This is a genomic window from Actinoplanes sp. M2I2, assembly GCF_023544445.1.
Taxonomy (GTDB): domain Bacteria; phylum Actinomycetota; class Actinomycetes; order Mycobacteriales; family Micromonosporaceae; genus Actinoplanes.
In genome coordinates, this window is record NZ_JALPVJ010000026.1 from 1 (window position 1) to 15380 (window position 15380).

Here is a 15380-nt window from a genome sequence, read left to right on the forward strand (position 1 = left end):
GTCAAACGCGCCATCAGCAAATACAACGCCCGCGGCCCGAACATCGACCGCGCCACCTACCAAGCCACGATAGAGATCAACATCCTGGCCTTGACACCAACCACCCAGCCCTAACTGAACGGCGTTGGGTCTAGATGTCCGCGGGTACGGGCTGGACTGCGGTGAAGGGGGCGCTCAGCAGGCCAGCCGGGGTCTGGACCTGGTAGCGGCTGCGGCCGCGTTTGAGGACCGTGCCGACCAGGCCGTGGTACTTGCCGGCGCCGGTCAGGCGGACGCGGTCGCCGACCCGTACGGGGGTGGGGGCCGGGGCGGCCGGGGCCTCCAGCAGGTGGGCCAGCTCGCGCTGGTAGCGGGGGTGCATCGCCGCCGGGTGGCCGCCGTGGGTCCAGGTGTAGCGGGCGGCCACGTCGAAGCCGGACGAGCAGCTCGGGCAGGAGCGGACCCGGACGGGGCGGCGGTGGGCCGTCACCCGGTGGCCGGCGGGGCAGGTGCCCACCCAGGCGCCCTCGGCCCGGGGCGCGTCGGCCGGGACGCAGCGGGTGGCCGAGCAGCCGATGCGCCGCGCGGTGGCCCGCCACACGCGGTCGTGGCCGTGGCCGGGGCCGGTCAGGGCGTGGGCGATCTCGTGCAGGATCGTGTCGGTGACCTGCTCGGGCGAGTGCAGGGCGGTCAGGACGCGGGAGAGGCCGATCACCCTGCGGTCGAAGTGGCACACCCCGGCCCGGGTGCGGGCGTTGTCGAACACCAGGCGCCAGCCGGTGAGGCCGTGCTGGTCCATCAGGCCGGCGGCGAGCTCCCTCGCGTCGGTCACTTCCACGTCCGGTACTCCAGATCTCGTTCAGTCCGGTGCGAAGTTCGCATCGAGTGGGACGTTCACACCGGGTGCGAAGTTCGCATCCAGCCCGACGTTCACACCCGGTGCGTGGTTCGCACCCCGTGCGGGTTCAGTGCAGCCCGGCCGCGTACAGCAGCTCGCCCAGGTCGGCCACGCACTCGCCGGCCCAGACGACCGAGCCGGCGGCCACGGCGACCGGGACGGCGACCAGCGCCAGCAGGCGCGCGGCGGAGCGCGGGGCCAGCAGCGAAGCTACCCGCCGGGGGACCACACCGGCACCCCGCAACTCCGTGCGGCCGGGGGCCATCGACAGGCCGAGCCGGGCGGGGGAGGCGCGCAGCGCGGCCGCGCCGATGGCCCGGGCGACCACGCGGCGGTCGCCGAGCTGTTCGGCGGCGCGCTCGTCGGCGGCCCGTTCGACCAGGAAGTCGATGCGGCGGGTCAGCCACCAGAAGACCGGGTGCCCGGCCGCGGCCAGCCGGGCCAGCAGCACGAGGGTGTGGTGCCGCGCGTCGAGATGGGCGCGTTCGTGGGCCAGCAGCGCGCCGTACTGCTGGTCGTCCAGGACCGAGCGCATGCCGGTGGTGACCACGACGCGGCCGGGTGGTCCGGGCACCGCGAACGCCTCGGCCCGCGTGTCGTCGATCACCGTGACCCGGTCGCCGTCGACGGGCAGGCCGCGGAACTCGCGGGCCACCGAACGCTCCCGGCGGTGCAGCTGCCACACGCGGGCCAGGCCGGCCAGGGCGATCAGCAGCAGCGCGGCCGACAGCGCGGACACCCACGGCTCACGCCCGGTGTCGGCCCGCACGACCGCGTCGGAGTAGCCGAGCCGCACACCGACCAGGTGGATCTCGGCGACGGCCTTGAGCGTGAACGCGGTCAGGCTGACGAGGCCGGCGGCCGACGCGGTCACGATCGACAGGACCAGCACGGTGACGGCGGCCTCCGGGCGCAGGCGGTCGGCCAGCCAGCGCACGGCCAGGGCGACCAGCACCGGGCACACCACGACGGAGACCACGAAGTGGTCGAACATCTCGTCTCCTTCCGCCGGCCCACAGTCTCACACCGGTGGCGGTGGACCTGAAGCGTGGTTCAGGTCATAGGTTGGGGCCATGGGGGTCATCCGGGGTCACGTGCGTGTCTTCTATCAGCTGCTGATCAACACGCTTCTCGTGTCGGTCACGAACTACACCGTCTGGTTCGCGATCACGTTCTACACGTACCTGGAAACCCGGTCGGTCTTCGCCACCGGTGTCATCTCGGGTGTCTTCCTGGTCATGACCGCGCTGACCGGCATCTGGTTCGGCAGCCTCGTCGATCACCGCCCCAAGAAGCTGATGATGCAGATCTCGGCCGGGGTGTCGCTCACGCTGTACGCGGTGGCCCTGGCCCTCTATCTGGTGATCCCCCATGAGGAGTTCCGCGATCCGGCCAGTGTGCCGCTGTGGATCCTGATCGTGCTGCTCATGGTCGGGGTGATCGCCGGCAACATCCGGACGATCGCCCTGCCCACGATGGTCACCGCGCTGATCGAGGACGGGACGCGCGACCGGGCGAACGGCCTCGTGGGCACCGCGACCGGGGTGTCGTTCCTGGTCACGTCGGTGATCAGCGGTCTGCTGGTGGCGCTCGGCGGCATGTTGTGGGTGCTCGTCGCGGCGCTGGTCGTGCTCGGGCTCTCGATCGTGCATCTGGGTCTCGTACGGATGCCGCCCGGCGCTTCCGAGGCCGCGGCGCCGACCGACGGGGTGGACGTTCCGACCAGCCGGATCGACCTGCGCGGCACGATGCGGGTGATCGCCGCGGTGCCCGGGCTGAGCGCGCTCATCGTCTTCTCGGCCTTCAACAACCTGCTCGGCGGCATCTTCATGGCGCTGCTCGACGCGTACGGGCTCTCGATGATGTCGGTGCAGGGGTGGGGCCTGCTGTGGGGGGTGCTCAGCACCGGTTTCATCGTGGGTGGGCTGCTGATCAGCCGGACCGGTCTGGGTAGCAACCCGGTCCGGCTGCTGCTCATGGTCAACGTCGTGTGCTGGGGGGTGACGTTGCTGTTCCCCTTGCGCGACTCGGTGATCTGGCTCACGGCCGGCCTGTACCTCTACATGCTCGTGGTGCCCTACGCGGAGGCGGCGGAACAGACGATCCTGCAGAAGGTCGTCCCGTACGAGCGTCAGGGGCGGGTGTTCGGCTTCGCGCAGAGCGTCGAGCAGGCCGCCTCGCCGCTCACCGCGTTCCTCATCTCGCCGATCGCCCAGTTCGTCTTCATCCCGTACATGACCGACGGCGCCGGCGCCCGCCTGATCGGCGACTGGTTCGGCACCGGGGCGGCCCGCGGTCTCGCCCTGGTCTTCGTGCTGACCGGGGTCGTCGGCCTGATCGCCACCGCCATCGCCCTGCGCAGCCGCCCGTACCGCCGGCTGAGCGAGCGGTACGTCACCGCGGAGCCGGCCGTCACTGGGTGAGCGCGCGGTACGTCACCGCGGAGCCGGCCGTCACCTGGTGAGCGCGCGGTGCGTCACCGCGAAGCCGGCAGTCACCGGCTCAGCGCGCGGTGCGTGGGCGCGGGGCCGGCCGTCACCGGCTGATGCCGCGCAGGAGATTGCGCAGCAGGGCGTCGGCGAAGTCGGCGGTCAGCGGCTCGGCCGGCAGGAGCAGGCGGTGATAGCAGGCGCCCCACAGCTGGTCGACGACGACCTGCGGGTCCACGTCGGCGGCGACCTGGCCGGCGTCCTGCGCGGCCCGGATCCGTTCTACGGCCAGCGTGCGACGGGGGTGGGTGTACTGCTCCTCCAGGACGACGGCCAGACCGGGGTCGGACTGCGCCGCGCCGGCCAGGGCGGCGATGACCGGGCCGCCGTGTTCGGCGGTCAGCAGGCGTACGAAGGCGTGCAGTTGACTGCGGAGGTCGTGCTCGAGGTCGCCGGTGTCGTCGAAGGCCAGCCGCGTCTCGACGGCGGCGAAGTAGGCCTCGAAGGCCAGCGCCCCGGGGGAGGCCCACCACTTGTAGAGCGTCATCTTGCTGACGCCGGCCCGCTGCGCCACCTTGTCGAAGGTCAGCCCGGCCAGGCCGCCCGCGAAGAGCATCTCGCCGGCCGCGGTCAGGGCGGCGGCGCGGACGGCCTCGGCGGGACGGCGACCGCGGCCCCGTCTCAGGCCGTTCTCCGTGTCACTCACCCTGACACTATATGGACGACTAGTATACTTCGGCCAGGGTTCCCGGCGGGCGCCGCCGGGATCAGACGAACAGCTTGAGGTCGACCGCGGCGGCCAGCGCCTCCATGCCCGCGTCGTTCGGGTGCAGGTGGTCGCCGGTGTCGAAGCGGCTGTCGTACCGCGTCGGGTCGGCCGGGTCGTGGGTGGCCGTGTCGAAGTCGATGACCGCGTCGCAGCCGCTGCCGTCGGCCTTGATGAAGTCGTTCACCGCGTCCCGCCCGGCCTCGCCCTGATCGCTCCAGTAACCGGCGCCCCGGTACGGCGTCAGGGTCGCGCAGAAGAACTTGATCCCGGCGTCGTGGCTGCGCCGGATCAGCTGCTGCAGGGCGGCGATGAGCTCGTCACCGCTCGGAGGGCTGTCCCCGCCCAGGTCGTTGATCGCGGCGTCCGAGAAGATCACCCACTTGACGCCGGTCTGCCCGAGCACGTCCCGGTCGAAGCGGTTGAGCGCGCTCTGCCCCGCGCCGTCCTGGGTGAGCATGTTGCCGCTGATGCCGGCGTTGAGCACCCCGACCGTACGGTTGGCGGTGACCAGCCGCCGGGCGAGCTGGTCGGGCCAGCGCCGGTTCTCGTTGAACGTCGAGTCGAAACCGTCGGTGATCGAGGCGCCGAGCGTGACGACCGCGCCCTCGGCCTCGGCGTTGCGCACGTCGATGCCGGCCAGGAAGGCGTAGTTGTCGAAGGTGCCGGCGCCGGAGAGCGACGCCTGGGTGCTCTGGTTGCCGGCGGCGACGTAGTTGTTGCGGTTGCCGAACGCGTGCTGGGTCACCGAGCCGATGCGCTCGGGAACGTACGCGCTGACCGTGAGGTCGCCCCCGGCGGGCAGCTCGAAGGCGACCGGGTCGCTGACCGCCGTGCGCCCGGCCTCGATGGTGACCGCATCGCCGCCGCCGAACATGACGTGGGCGTTGGTGGCCGGGTCGACCGTGCTGGTGCTCGCGTGGGCGGCGAGATAGACCGAGCTGACCGTGAGCGGGTCGCTGCCGAACTCGTTGGACAGCTTGATCCGTACCGTGTCGCCGCCGATGCTCGTGCGCATCACCTGCCGGACGGTTTGCCGCTCGAAGGCGCGCCCGCCGTTCTGCGGGGCCGCCGCCCAGGTGCCCGTCCAACCGGCCTCGCCGGGAGCCGGCGAGGCGCCGGGCCGGGAGGTGGAGGCCTCGTTCCCGCTCGGGGACGAGTCGCGGCGCACGAACACGACCGCCGCCACGACGAGGACCACGAGGGCTGCCGAAACCGCGAGCGCGGTCTTCCTGGTCCGTTTCACCGCGCCCACGGTACTGGAGTCGATCACCCGTACAGGTTGTGCCTGAGCTGGGAGATTGCTGACAGTACGCCCCCGGCGTGACGGGCGTCTCCACCGCCGGCGGGTGGTGCATGCTGACGGGGTGACCGATCTGCGTGTGCTGAGCGGCGGCGGTTCGTCGCCCACCTATCTGCTGTTGCACGGCCTCGGAGCCACCGCCGACGTGTGGCAGGGCCTGGCCTCCCTGCTCGGGGACGCGGCCTGGGTCGCGCCCGACCTGCCCGGGCACGGCGGGTCGTCGCCGCTGCCGTCCTACTCCTTCGCCGGGGTGGCCGCCGCGGTCGCCGGCCTCGTCGACCCGGCCGGGACGGTGGTCGTCGGGCACTCGTTCGGCGGCGTGATCGCTCTGCACCTGGCCGGGCGCCCGGGAGTGCGGGCCGTGGTGGCCGTGGGGATCAAGTCGGCCTGGTCGGAGCCGGAGCTGGCCAAGGCGGCGGCGATGGCCGAGCGGCCGGCGCCGCTCTACGCGACCCGGGAGGAGGCGGCGCAGCGGCACCTGCGGGTGGCCGGGCTGGACGGGCTGTTGTTCGAGGCGCCACCGGCCGCGGTCGTCGAGACCGGCGACGGGTGGCGGCCGGCCTTCGACCCGCGCGCGTTCGGCGTCGGCGATCCGCAGGTGGACGCCCTGGTGGCCGCGTCGCCGGTGCCGGTCGTGCTCGCGCGGGGCGAGCACGATCAGATGGTCCCGCCCGGCAGCGCGCCCATCACGCTGCCCGGCCTCGGTCACAACGCCCACGTCGAGGACCCGGGCGCGCTCCTGACCCTGCTGAGCCCGCCACCGCTGAGCCCGCTCTAGGGCTTCGTGCCGATCACGACGCCGTTCGCTCGGCGCGGGCCCGGTGCGATCGGCGTCGAGCAGCAGTTCGGCGATCACGACCCGGCCACGGCTCGGCAGGGCCTCGTACGCCCGGGTCAGCAGCCGGTGATTGGTCGCCTCGTCCCAGTCGTGCAGGATCATGCTGAACAGCACGACGTCGTGCCCGCCGGGCAGCGGCTCGCCGGTGAGGAGCAGGTCGGCCGGCCGTTCGGGCAGCCCGAACTCCTCACCCGCCTCGGCGACGGTCACCGTCCGCCCACCCGCGAGCCTTGGTGAAGAGTTCCAGCTCCACCGCCGCCGCGAACGTCTTGAAACTCCAGAACCCCGTGACCAGCCCCATCAGGGGCGTCGGCGTCAGCATGCTCATGGATCGACGATCGTAGGTGGCTGGTTATTCGCTACCCGGGCGGCCCGCGGCTCGATAGTCTGCTCGACTTCCCAGAACACGGAGGTAGATCATGGCTGAGTATCCGCCCGAGGTTCGGCAGCGGCTCGTCGGGACGCCGGAACAGCAGGCGTCGGGGGTGGTCGGCGAAAGACCCCGGCGCTGGGCGTCGATCGTTCTCGAGGACTACGACCCGGCCTGGCCCGGGCGGTACGCCGCGGCCCGGGACGCGATCGTGGCGGCTCTCGGGGAGCGGATTCTCGGACTGGAGCACGTCGGGTCCACGTCGGTGCCCGGGCTGGCGGCCAAGCCGGTCGTCGACATCGACCTGCTGATCGCGGACACGGCGGACGAGGCGGCCTACGTGCCCGCGCTGGCCGGGGCCGGCTACCGCCTGCTGTTGCGCGAGCCCTGGTGGCACGGTCACCGGATGTTGATCGGCGGCGACGAGGACATCCACCTGCACGTGTGGCCGCGCGAGTCGCCCGAGGCGATCAGGCACCGCCTGTTCCGCGACTGGCTGCGTACCCATCCTGAGGACCGCGACCTGTACGCCGACACCAAGCGCCGGCTCGTCCGGGAGGGCTCGGCCGACTACACGATGGACAAGAGCGACGTGATCGACCAGATCTTCGCGCGGATCTTCGCCACCTGACTCAGGCCTGGGCCACGACGAGATAGTGGGTGAAGCCGGCCACCACCGGCCCGGCCGCCAACCGGTCCAGCCACGCCTCGGCCCGCTCCCGGGGGATGGCCCCGCCCTCGACCGCGCGGGCCGAGTTGCGGCGCAGCCCGAGGATGCGGTCGGCGACGGCGTAGTCGCGGAAGAGGACCGGCACCGGCTCGACGGCGCGGACGCGGAGACCGGCCCCGGCGCACAGGCGGACGAGCTCGCGTCCCATGCTCGGGTTGCGCACCTGACCGGCCGTGAAACGGGCGAAGGCCCGGCTGGTCTCCCGGTCGTCGTCGGCGACGGCCAGGGTGTCCCAGTCGGGCTCGGCCATCCCGAACAGTCCGCCCGGCCGCAGCACCCGCCGCGCCTGGCTGATCGCCGCTGCCGGGTCCGTCACATGTTGCAGTACGCGATCGACCCGCACCCGATCGACGGTGCCGTCCCCGAGCGGCAGCTCGTGCAGGTCGCCCTGCCGCAGGTCGGCGCCCGGGTGCCGGCGGCGGGCCTCCTCGACCATCCGCGGATCCCGGTCGACGCCGATCACCTGTCCGGTGTCGCCCACGGCGGCCCGCAGACTTCCGAGATCGGTGCCCGGCCCGCAGCCGAGATCGACCACGGTCTGCCCGGGCGCGGCGGCCAGCATCTCCAGGAGCCGTCTCTTGTACGACGTCCCGGCCTCGGTGGCGGCCGCGGCGTCCATGTAAACGATCTGGTCGGTCATCCGTCGACCTCATCAGACCCCGGAGCGCAAAAGGTGTCGAACTTGTGGAGAAACCGTCGGAAGCCGGTGAGGACGGTCGTGCCGATGCGCTCGTCGACCCGGCGCGCGGCCGGCCGCCGCGGACAGCACGGCGGCCGGCCGGCGGGTCAGCGCTTGAGGTCCAGCCAGACCAGGCGGTGGTCGGAGGTCGGGAAGCCGTTCACCGGGGCCCACACCGGGTCGTAGACACCGCTCAGGCGGGACAGCGGATCGGCCTGCACGGGCCAGAAGACGCCCGAACCGGTGACCTTGAGACCCACCCGGGGCAGGACGTAGTCGGCCCGCAGGTTGCCGGGTGCGGTGTCGGCGAAGTCGGCCGTGTCGTAGCGCGGGTCGCCGGTGTGTGTCGTGTTGGCGCCGCCCTGCAGGGCCGCCGCCTCCGGGCCGCCCGCGCTGGCCGGCCGGGTGCGCGCGTTGATCAGCCGGTGGTCGAGCAGCTGGTTGATCGCGCCGTCGTAGGAGTCGCCGTCGTACGGGTCGGCGTTCTGGTCACCGGCGATCACGAACGCCTGGCCGGTCCGGAGACCGCCACGCCGGCCCTTGTCGTCGTAGATGTAGGCCGAGCGCTTGCCGGGCGTGACGTAGTCGGCCCAGAAGCGGATCTCGTCGTGGTTGCGGCGCCCGTTGCGGTCCTCGGGCCCGTCGAAGGTCGGCGGCGTCGGGTGCGACACCAGGAAGTGCAGGGTGCGGCGGCCGACCCGCACCGGGACGTCCCAGTGGCTCTTCGACGACAGCCGGAGCACGGCCTGTGCGGCCGGGGTGTAGTAGTCGGCCGGCAGCAGGTTGCCCGGCATGTCCTTCCACTTGAACAGCTGGAAGGTGCGGACCGCCTTGGTGTCGATCGGGTACTTCGAGTACACGACCATGCCGTACTGGCCGGGGAAGAGGCCGAAACCGTACGAGTCGTCGCCGTACGCCTGATCGCCCGGGGTGGTGTCGGCGACGCCGTTGTTGTTCAGGTCGAGCCCCGACGAGATCCCCGTGTTCGACGGGGCCACGTACCGGTAGGGGTAGCGCTGCGCCGGCGCCCCGTTCTGCGACACGGCCAGGAAGTTGCGCTCGAACAGCCGCGCGGCCTCGGGGTCGTAGTCGAACTCGTTGAGCAGCACGATGTCCGGGTGGGCGCGCTGGATCACCTCGGCGACGTTGCGCGCCTGCCGCCGGTACACGTCGTCGGCCCCGGGGTCGGCCAGGTGCTCGCGCAGCAGCCCCGGCGCCGGACGGTTGAGCGAGAGGTTGTAGGTCGCCACCCGCAGGTCGCCGCCGTGGGCCTGGGCGGGCGCCGCGAAACTCAGTGTCGAGGCCGACACCAGCGCGGCGGCCAGGAGAAGTCGCTTCATGGTCTCCGTGTCTACCCGACGGTCGCGCACCGGGCCACGCCGGGAAGGTCTCCGACGTGGACAGTTCACCCCACGGACACCCACTAGGGTCGAGCCCCATGGAGACGCGCGCCTGAACGTCCGCGACGGCGCGATGGCCCGCACCGCCGAGTGGATTCTCGAGCGCACTCCGGGCCGGGTCGTCATCGCCGCCGCCAACTCCCACATCCAGCGCCACCACCCTGCCTTCGACGTGCTCGGCACCCACCTGAGCGCGATGCTCGGCGACGACTACGTGGCGGTCGGCGTCACGTGTGAGGGTGGCCGGGTGGTCACCCGGCGGCTCGCGCCCGGCGCCCCCGCGATGGCGGAGACGGTGGAGGCCGGGCTCGAGCCGCCGGTCGCGGGGAGCATCGAGGCGGCGATCGGGACGGGCCGGCCCACGATCGCCGACCCCGGCCGCTACGCCGCCGACCGGATCAGACTGCTCGACACGTACGCCGAGGGGCCGGTGGCCGAGGCGTTCGACCTGGTGGCCTGCGTGCCGGTGAGCACCCCGACCGAGCAGGCGGTCTGGTCGGGCGGCCGGTTCTGATCAGCTGAACCGGGCCGCGATCCAGTCGGCCACCAGCGTCGTGCTCTGGAAGACCGCGCCGTCGTGGGTCGCGCCGTCGAGCTCGACGAACTGCACCGGCTGGTTGTACGCGGTGAGCTGGGTGAGCAGCGGGCCGGCCGTGATCACGTACGGGACCGCCTCGTCGGCCGTGCCCTGCACGAGCAGGATCGGGGCGCTCGGGGCCTTCTGGGCCGGGTTGGCGTAGCGGGACAGCTTCGTGATCACCGACGCCGGCAGGGCCCCGCCGACCAGCAACTCCGAGGCGGTCAGCGACTCGTACGAGGCCAGGATCTCGTTGAGGCAGCCGGTCTGCAGCACCCCGGTGCGCTGCCGCGCGGGCGGGGCGAGCAGCGCGCTCGCGTTCACCGTGGGGTCGACCGCCTGCAGCCCGAACAGCGCCATCACCAGGTAGCCCTGCGCCGGCGTGCCGGGGATCAGCGGCGCGAACAGGTCGGCGTTGGAGACCGGGGCGATCGAGGCGACGCCGCGCAGGGTCAGCGCGCCGTCGTAGGAGGGCGCGAGCTCGTCGGCGAACAGCGCGCCCTGACCGCCCTGCGAGTGGCCGTCGATGACGTACTGGCTGCTCAGCGCGGCGTCGAGGTTGCGGGCGGCCTTCGCGCTGTCGATCATCGAGCGGGCCGCGGACGCGCCCACCAGGTACGGGTGGGCCAGCGGAGTGCCCAGACCGGGGTAGTCGGGGGCGGCGACCGTCCAGCCGCGGCGCAGCAGCTCGGCGATCGCGGCCCGGGCCTCGGGCCAGAACACCGCCTGGCTCGCCGACGGGGCGCACTGGTCGGCCAGCCCGGTCGTGCCGTGTCCCCACACGACCATCTTGTTCTTCTTGGCGGTCTTGGGCGTGAGGACGAGCCCGGTCGCCGTGATGGGCAGGTTGCTGGTGTTGGTCGACAGGTACGAGATGCGCTTGCCGTTGGCGAGCGGCGCCAGTTCCGCCGGCAGGGTCGCCGCCGTGCTGGTCAGGACCGTTCCGGAGAGCAGGGCGGCCCGGGCCGGCCGGCCCGGTGACAGCAACGCGGCCAGGGCCAGGACCGTCACCAGCAACAGGACGGCCGGGCGCCTGATCAGGGCAGGGTTCATCGATGGTTCCTTTCGGGTTATGTGCGGCGCTCGGAAGGAGCGCGGCGTGATTCGCGCCGCGGACGACGCTGGTCCGCGGCGCGAAGAAAAGGTGTGGGGCGCGGCAACGGAACTCGGGCCTGGCCGGGTGCACCAGGCCCGAGTTTTCCGGGCGCGAAGGGTGGAGCGGGCGTTACGGGAGAAGCGGCGGCTAGCGCGGGGTGGCGAAGTGGCCGGAAACGCGGCGGAGGGCGGCGACGGTCTCGGCGTCGCGGCGCTCGTCGTCCTGGGTGGGCCACGCGCTGCATTTCACGATGACGACCTCGGCGGCCGGGTCGACGTACAGGTACTGGCCGTGCACCCCGAGGCCGGTGAAGGCGTTGGAGCACTCCGGGCCGAGGGTCCACCACTGGTTGGCGTAGCCGTAGTGCGGGTAGCCGCTGGGCCCGAGCGCACCCACCGCGAGCTGCGGCCGGTCGTTGCCCCGGCTGCGGCGCACCCACTCCTGGGGCACGATCTGCTCCCCGCCGACGAAGCCGTCACCGGCCATCAGCAGGCCGATGCGGGCGAGGTCGCGGGCGGTGGCGTTGAACGAGCCGCCGCCGACGGCCGTGCGCGGGCGGCCGCGGGTGAGCCAGTAGTACGCGTCGCGGTCGCAGCCCAGCTTCTGCCAGAGGCGTTCCGAGGCGTACGCCGCGAGCGTCTGACCGGTGGCCGCCTCGAGCACCCAGCCCAGCACCTGCGTGTCGAAGGTGGAGTAGTTGAAGCGCTCACCGGCCGGCGCGGTCCGCGTTGCCGCGCGGACCACGTCGACGATGTCGCCACCTCCCATCACGGCCTGCTCGAAGCGCTTGATGCCGCTGTCCGACACCTCCCAGGTCTCCAGGTCGCCGACGCCCGTGGTCATGTCGAGCAGCTCGGCGATCGTGTTCTCCTCGTACGCCGTGCCGAGGAAGTCGGGGCGGTAGTCGGTGATCCGGTCCTTCTCGCTGCCGATCACGCCGTCGTCGACCGCGATGCCGACCAGGATCGACGTGACCGACTTGGACAGCGAGAACAACTGCATGCGCGAGCGCGGGCCGGCGAACGCGCCGGGGTAGGACTCGTGCACGATCGTGCCGCGGTGCAGCACCACGAAGGCGGTGGTGTAGGTGCGGCGGTGCAGGTCGGCCAGGGTGTGCTCGCGCTCCTCGAAGCGGTAGGTCAGGGGAAGCGGCCGGCTGTCCACCGGCAGGGGGCGGGGGACGGCGCCGCGGGCGACCCGCTCGGTCGGCATCAGCCAGTTCATGTGGGTGAAGGTCCACTCGTTGAACGGCCGGCGCATGATCAGATCACCCTGTCTGTCCCACCAGGAGGGCTCCCGGGCGGCAGGCCTCTCCGTGGTACTCGTCATTTCGGTCCCCCGTTGATCGCGGATCGTGTGTTCGCGGATCGTTTGTTCGTGGATCGTTCGAACAGTTCGCGCAAGCTCAGTCCAGGTGCTTCGTCGAGGGGTTCGAGGTACGCGGCCATGAGGCCGAGCACGCCCTTGCCCACGAGGTTTTCGGTGGGACCGTGGTCGGCGATGTCGACACTGGGATCGCCCAGGTGCCGGACGGCCAGACCCTCCGTGACCGCGGCCAGCAGGTTCGTGAACTCCTGGATCGTGATGCCCGGACGCAGCCGGTAGCCGCGCGCGGCGATCGTCTCCTCGTAGATCTTCATCCACGGTTCGAGCGCGCCCGCGTAGTTGTTGGCGATCGAGTTGCGGATGCCGTCGTTGCGGTGCGCCGTCGCGACCATGATCAGCTGCAACTTGAACAGCGGCATGCGGCACAGCGCCATCAGCTCGTGGTAGCTCGACCGGTCGACCGCGTCGACCAGGCTGTCGTCACTGGCCAGCCAGTCGCCGCGGGTCTCCACATCGGCCCCGTACTGAGGGTCGTAGTTGATCGCGTGCAGCATGAACGAGAGCAGGTCGTTGAGGTAGTCGTCGTGGCTGGCCCAGGTCGACCGGTAGGGACCCGCGCCCTTCTGCCGCAGGAACGGCAGCTCGAGCTCCTCGACCTCGGCCGACAGCGCTCGTTCGGTCAGGAAGCTCAGACCCGACCAGTACTGCTTGCGGCCGTCACCCGTCGCGGTGGGCGGGCGCTGCGCGCCGAGGTTGCGCTCGATGAGGTTGGCCCCGGCCTTCAGGTACGACGCCACCTTGAGCGAATTTACCAGGGCGGCCCGCGTCGACTCGCGCACCCCCTTGACCCGGGTGACGATCCCCGAGAAGTCCGCGCAGTACGGGTAGGGCAGGTCCTTCTTGCCGTACGTCATGCGGTTGATTGTTGTTGGAATCCTCGGACCTTCAAGTGCGCACGTGCGTAGTACTCGCGGTACAGGCCTTCGGGCATATAGCACGCACTGTCTGTGACAGCATGATTGCGTTGAGCGACTTGTTCCTGCTTATCAGGGGTGCAAGGCGCGGATGTACGCGGTGGCGAGCGTACGCCGCGTAGGCGTACCTGACTGGGCAAGTTGCGTCATCCGCGTGTCGAGACGCTCGCGCTCGTCCTCGGACAGCGCCATCGTCATCGCCTCGCCGTAGGTCGGGGCGAGCGGGTTGGGCGCCGCGTCCTTGCGCGCCGCCCAGTCGCCGATCGGCTCGGCCGGCACGTCCAGCTGGGCGCGATAGTCGACCTCGACGCCGTCGAACCCGGCCTCCGCGACCCAGCGCAGCAGATCCCGTTCGTCGAAATCGGTCATCGGGTTCTCGCCGCGGCGCGCGCCGTCGCGATAGACCGCGACCACCTTGGCCAGCAGATCGGCCACCTCGGGATCCCGCAGGCCGAACAGGCTGTCGGGCCGGTGCTCGAGCAGGAAACGGTTGACCGGCTCGAAGACCGAGAGCCGGCCGCCCGGACGCAGCACGCGGAAGAACTCGCGGAACGCCTCGGCCTTGTGGTCGCAGTAGATGAGCACCGAGCGGGTGGTGACGACATCGACGGAAGCGTCCGGAAGCGCCGAGAGGTCCTCGGCCGGGGCGTGCAGGAAACTGCAGCGCGGGTCGCCGCCGGCCCGCTTGCGGCATTCCTCCAGCCCGGCCTCGGAGACGTCGCTGAAGATGACGTGCCCGTCCGGGCCGAGCCGCTCGAGGGCGCCGAACGCGATCAGGCCGGTGCCGGCGCCCACGTCGAGCACGGTGTCGGCGGGCGCGAGCGACGCCCGGTCGAGCACCTCGTCGCGAAAGACCTCCAGCGCGGAGGCGTGTTCCGCCCGCAGCGCGGCGTTGCCACCGTCGCGGCGGGTCAGCAACCACCGCGTCCACTCGTCCGAAGCCATCGGATCACCGTAGGGCACGTCTTTCCTCGATGGGTGAGACATCCACGGGCGGCAATGGAAACGTGATCAGTGATGGGGTGTCGATGATGTCTCGCGCGTGTTGCGGGCGTGACCCTCAGGCCTCGAGAACGTCAGGCCTCGAGCACCGTGGGGCCGGCCCACAGGGGACTCCCGACCCATCCGGCCGGCACGACGGTCGGTCCGGCCCAGCCGTCGGTCGTGGTCGGCTTGCCGCGGCCGGTGAGCACGATGGTGGGTCCGGCCCAGCCGTCGGTGGCGCTGGGCTTGCCGCGGCCGGCGGGTACGACGGTCGGCCCGGCCCACGCCGCCACGTGCTCCCAGGCCGGGCCGTCGCCGGTCGCCGGGGCGTTGTCCCAGTTGGTGCCCGCGACCACCCGGTCGGTGCCGGTCGCGCCCTTGCCGGCGACCGCCGCGCCGCCCAGGCCCGCGCCGAGCAGGGCGGTGCCGAGCACGGCGGTGCCGGTGCCCAGGACGATCAGGCCGCGGCGTGCGAATCGGTTCATGACGGTGCCCCCGTTGCGTCGAAGTCCGGCCCCGATCGGGGCCCCGGCCTGAAGCATGGGGCCGCTCCCGGCGCCCGGACCAGCGATTCGGTGTGCCGGGAACATCCCGGGACGGCGGGGTCAGCGCCTTCCCAGCGCCCAGCCGACCGCGCCCGACGCGGCCATCAGCGCGCACACCTTGACCACCGGCCCGAACCGCCGTTCGGGGTGCCGCGCCGGCACGGCGACCGGCGGCGACTCGAGCGGGTGGGTGGTGGCCGGCCAGCGGGACTGCCGGCGGGTCCGGCGGGCGCCCTCCCACAGTCGCCGCAGGCGGGCGAGGTCGCCGCCGCCCAGGTCGGCCAGCGCGGCGACCACCGCCCACGGCGGCAGCGCCTGGCCGGTGAAGTAGCGGGACAGGGACGAGTCGCTGACGTGCACCGCCGGGCTGAGCTCCCGCAGCGTCAGCCCCGCCCCGGCCCGGAGCCGGCGCAGTTCGGCGACGAATGCCTCCATATCACTCATCTCCATCGCGTTTCCTTCCCCCGGTGTCCGCGATGGCGTTCA

16 protein-coding genes and 1 pseudogene are annotated in these 15380 nt (G+C 71.9%); 4 read left to right on the forward strand and 13 right to left on the reverse strand.

All coding sequences use genetic code 11. The features are described from left to right. Positions 1-130: 130 nt before the first annotated feature. Both HJC40_RS37650 and HJC40_RS37655 read right to left on the reverse strand, forming a co-directional pair. Complete coding sequence (locus HJC40_RS37650; protein ID WP_250008313.1) at positions 131-817, reverse strand: SprT-like domain-containing protein; 687 nt, start codon at positions 815-817, stop codon at positions 131-133. Positions 818-944: 127 nt separating this feature from the next. Then, entirely contained in the window at positions 945-1871 is a 927-nt protein-coding gene (locus HJC40_RS37655; protein ID WP_250008314.1) for a M56 family metallopeptidase, read from the reverse strand. Positions 1872-1950: 79 nt separating this feature from the next. Here HJC40_RS37655 and HJC40_RS37660 point away from each other — a divergent pair, with 79 nt between their 5' ends. Then, the gene (locus HJC40_RS37660; protein WP_250008316.1) at positions 1951-3300 is read left to right on the forward strand and encodes an MFS transporter; all 1350 of its coding nucleotides are present in this window, start codon (positions 1951-1953) and stop codon (positions 3298-3300) included. Positions 3301-3412: 112 nt separating this feature from the next. Here the strand turns inward: HJC40_RS37660 and HJC40_RS37665 are convergent, their stop codons facing one another. After that, positions 3413-4012 carry a TetR-like C-terminal domain-containing protein gene (locus HJC40_RS37665; protein WP_250008317.1) on the reverse strand — a complete coding sequence of 200 codons (600 nt, stop codon included), beginning with the start codon at positions 4010-4012 and terminating at the stop codon, positions 3413-3415. Positions 4013-4073: 61 nt separating this feature from the next. After that, complete coding sequence (locus HJC40_RS37670; RefSeq protein ID WP_250008318.1) at positions 4074-5318, reverse strand: SGNH/GDSL hydrolase family protein; 1245 nt, start codon at positions 5316-5318, stop codon at positions 4074-4076. Positions 5319-5439: 121 nt separating this feature from the next. Between HJC40_RS37670 and HJC40_RS37675 the strand changes: the two genes are divergently transcribed. Continuing rightward, positions 5440-6153, forward strand: coding sequence for an alpha/beta fold hydrolase (locus tag HJC40_RS37675; protein WP_308200989.1), 714 nt, complete (start codon positions 5440-5442; stop codon positions 6151-6153). Between the two features lie 36 nt (positions 6154-6189). On the opposite strand, the pseudogene HJC40_RS46415 reads toward HJC40_RS37675, so the two are convergent. After that, positions 6190-6535 (reverse strand): annotated as a pseudogene (locus HJC40_RS46415) (methyltransferase); the annotation flags it as partial. A 97-nt stretch (positions 6536-6632) separates the two neighbouring features. Here HJC40_RS46415 and HJC40_RS37690 point away from each other — a divergent pair. Next, positions 6633-7214 (forward strand): GrpB family protein, encoded by a 582-nt coding sequence (locus HJC40_RS37690; protein WP_250008321.1) that lies wholly within the window; start codon positions 6633-6635, stop codon positions 7212-7214. A gap of 1 nt (position 7215) precedes the next feature. Here the strand turns inward: HJC40_RS37690 and HJC40_RS37695 are convergent, their stop codons facing one another. Both HJC40_RS37695 and HJC40_RS37700 read right to left on the reverse strand, forming a co-directional pair. After that, positions 7216-7953: a methyltransferase domain-containing protein gene (locus HJC40_RS37695; RefSeq protein ID WP_250008322.1), complete on the reverse strand. Its 738-nt coding sequence runs from the start codon at positions 7951-7953 to the stop codon at positions 7216-7218. A 146-nt stretch (positions 7954-8099) separates the two neighbouring features. Beyond that, positions 8100-9332: an endonuclease/exonuclease/phosphatase family protein gene (locus tag HJC40_RS37700; RefSeq protein ID WP_250008323.1), complete on the reverse strand. Its 1233-nt coding sequence runs from the start codon at positions 9330-9332 to the stop codon at positions 8100-8102. Between HJC40_RS37700 and HJC40_RS37705 the strand changes: the two genes are divergently transcribed. Beyond that, a complete protein-coding gene (locus tag HJC40_RS37705; RefSeq protein WP_284044299.1) occupies positions 9331-9906 on the forward strand; it encodes an erythromycin esterase family protein in 576 nt (191 codons plus the stop codon). The genes HJC40_RS37700 and HJC40_RS37705 overlap by 2 nt on opposite strands. On the opposite strand, the gene HJC40_RS37710 is transcribed toward HJC40_RS37705, so the two are convergent. The 6 genes from HJC40_RS37710 to HJC40_RS37735 all read right to left on the reverse strand — a co-directional run bounded on the left by HJC40_RS37710 (position 9907) and on the right by HJC40_RS37735 (position 15344). Continuing rightward, entirely contained in the window at positions 9907-11022 is a 1116-nt protein-coding gene (locus tag HJC40_RS37710) for an alpha/beta fold hydrolase (protein ID WP_250008325.1), read from the reverse strand. It lies immediately after the preceding gene. Between the two features lie 190 nt (positions 11023-11212). After that, positions 11213-12394 (reverse strand): serine hydrolase, encoded by a 1182-nt coding sequence (locus HJC40_RS37715; RefSeq protein WP_250008326.1) that lies wholly within the window; start codon positions 12392-12394, stop codon positions 11213-11215. After that, positions 12391-13305 (reverse strand): hypothetical protein, encoded by a 915-nt coding sequence (locus HJC40_RS37720; RefSeq protein WP_250008327.1) that lies wholly within the window; start codon positions 13303-13305, stop codon positions 12391-12393. Before HJC40_RS37720 ends, HJC40_RS37715 begins: the two co-directional genes overlap by 4 nt. A 132-nt stretch (positions 13306-13437) precedes the next feature. Beyond that, complete coding sequence (locus tag HJC40_RS37725; RefSeq protein ID WP_250008328.1) at positions 13438-14310, reverse strand: class I SAM-dependent methyltransferase; 873 nt, start codon at positions 14308-14310, stop codon at positions 13438-13440. Between the two features lie 131 nt (positions 14311-14441). Further along, complete coding sequence (locus HJC40_RS37730; protein WP_250008329.1) at positions 14442-14834, reverse strand: hypothetical protein; 393 nt, start codon at positions 14832-14834, stop codon at positions 14442-14444. Positions 14835-14954: 120 nt separating this feature from the next. Then, positions 14955-15344 (reverse strand): helix-turn-helix transcriptional regulator, encoded by a 390-nt coding sequence (locus HJC40_RS37735; protein WP_250008330.1) that lies wholly within the window; start codon positions 15342-15344, stop codon positions 14955-14957. Between the last annotated feature and the right edge of the window lie 36 nt (positions 15345-15380).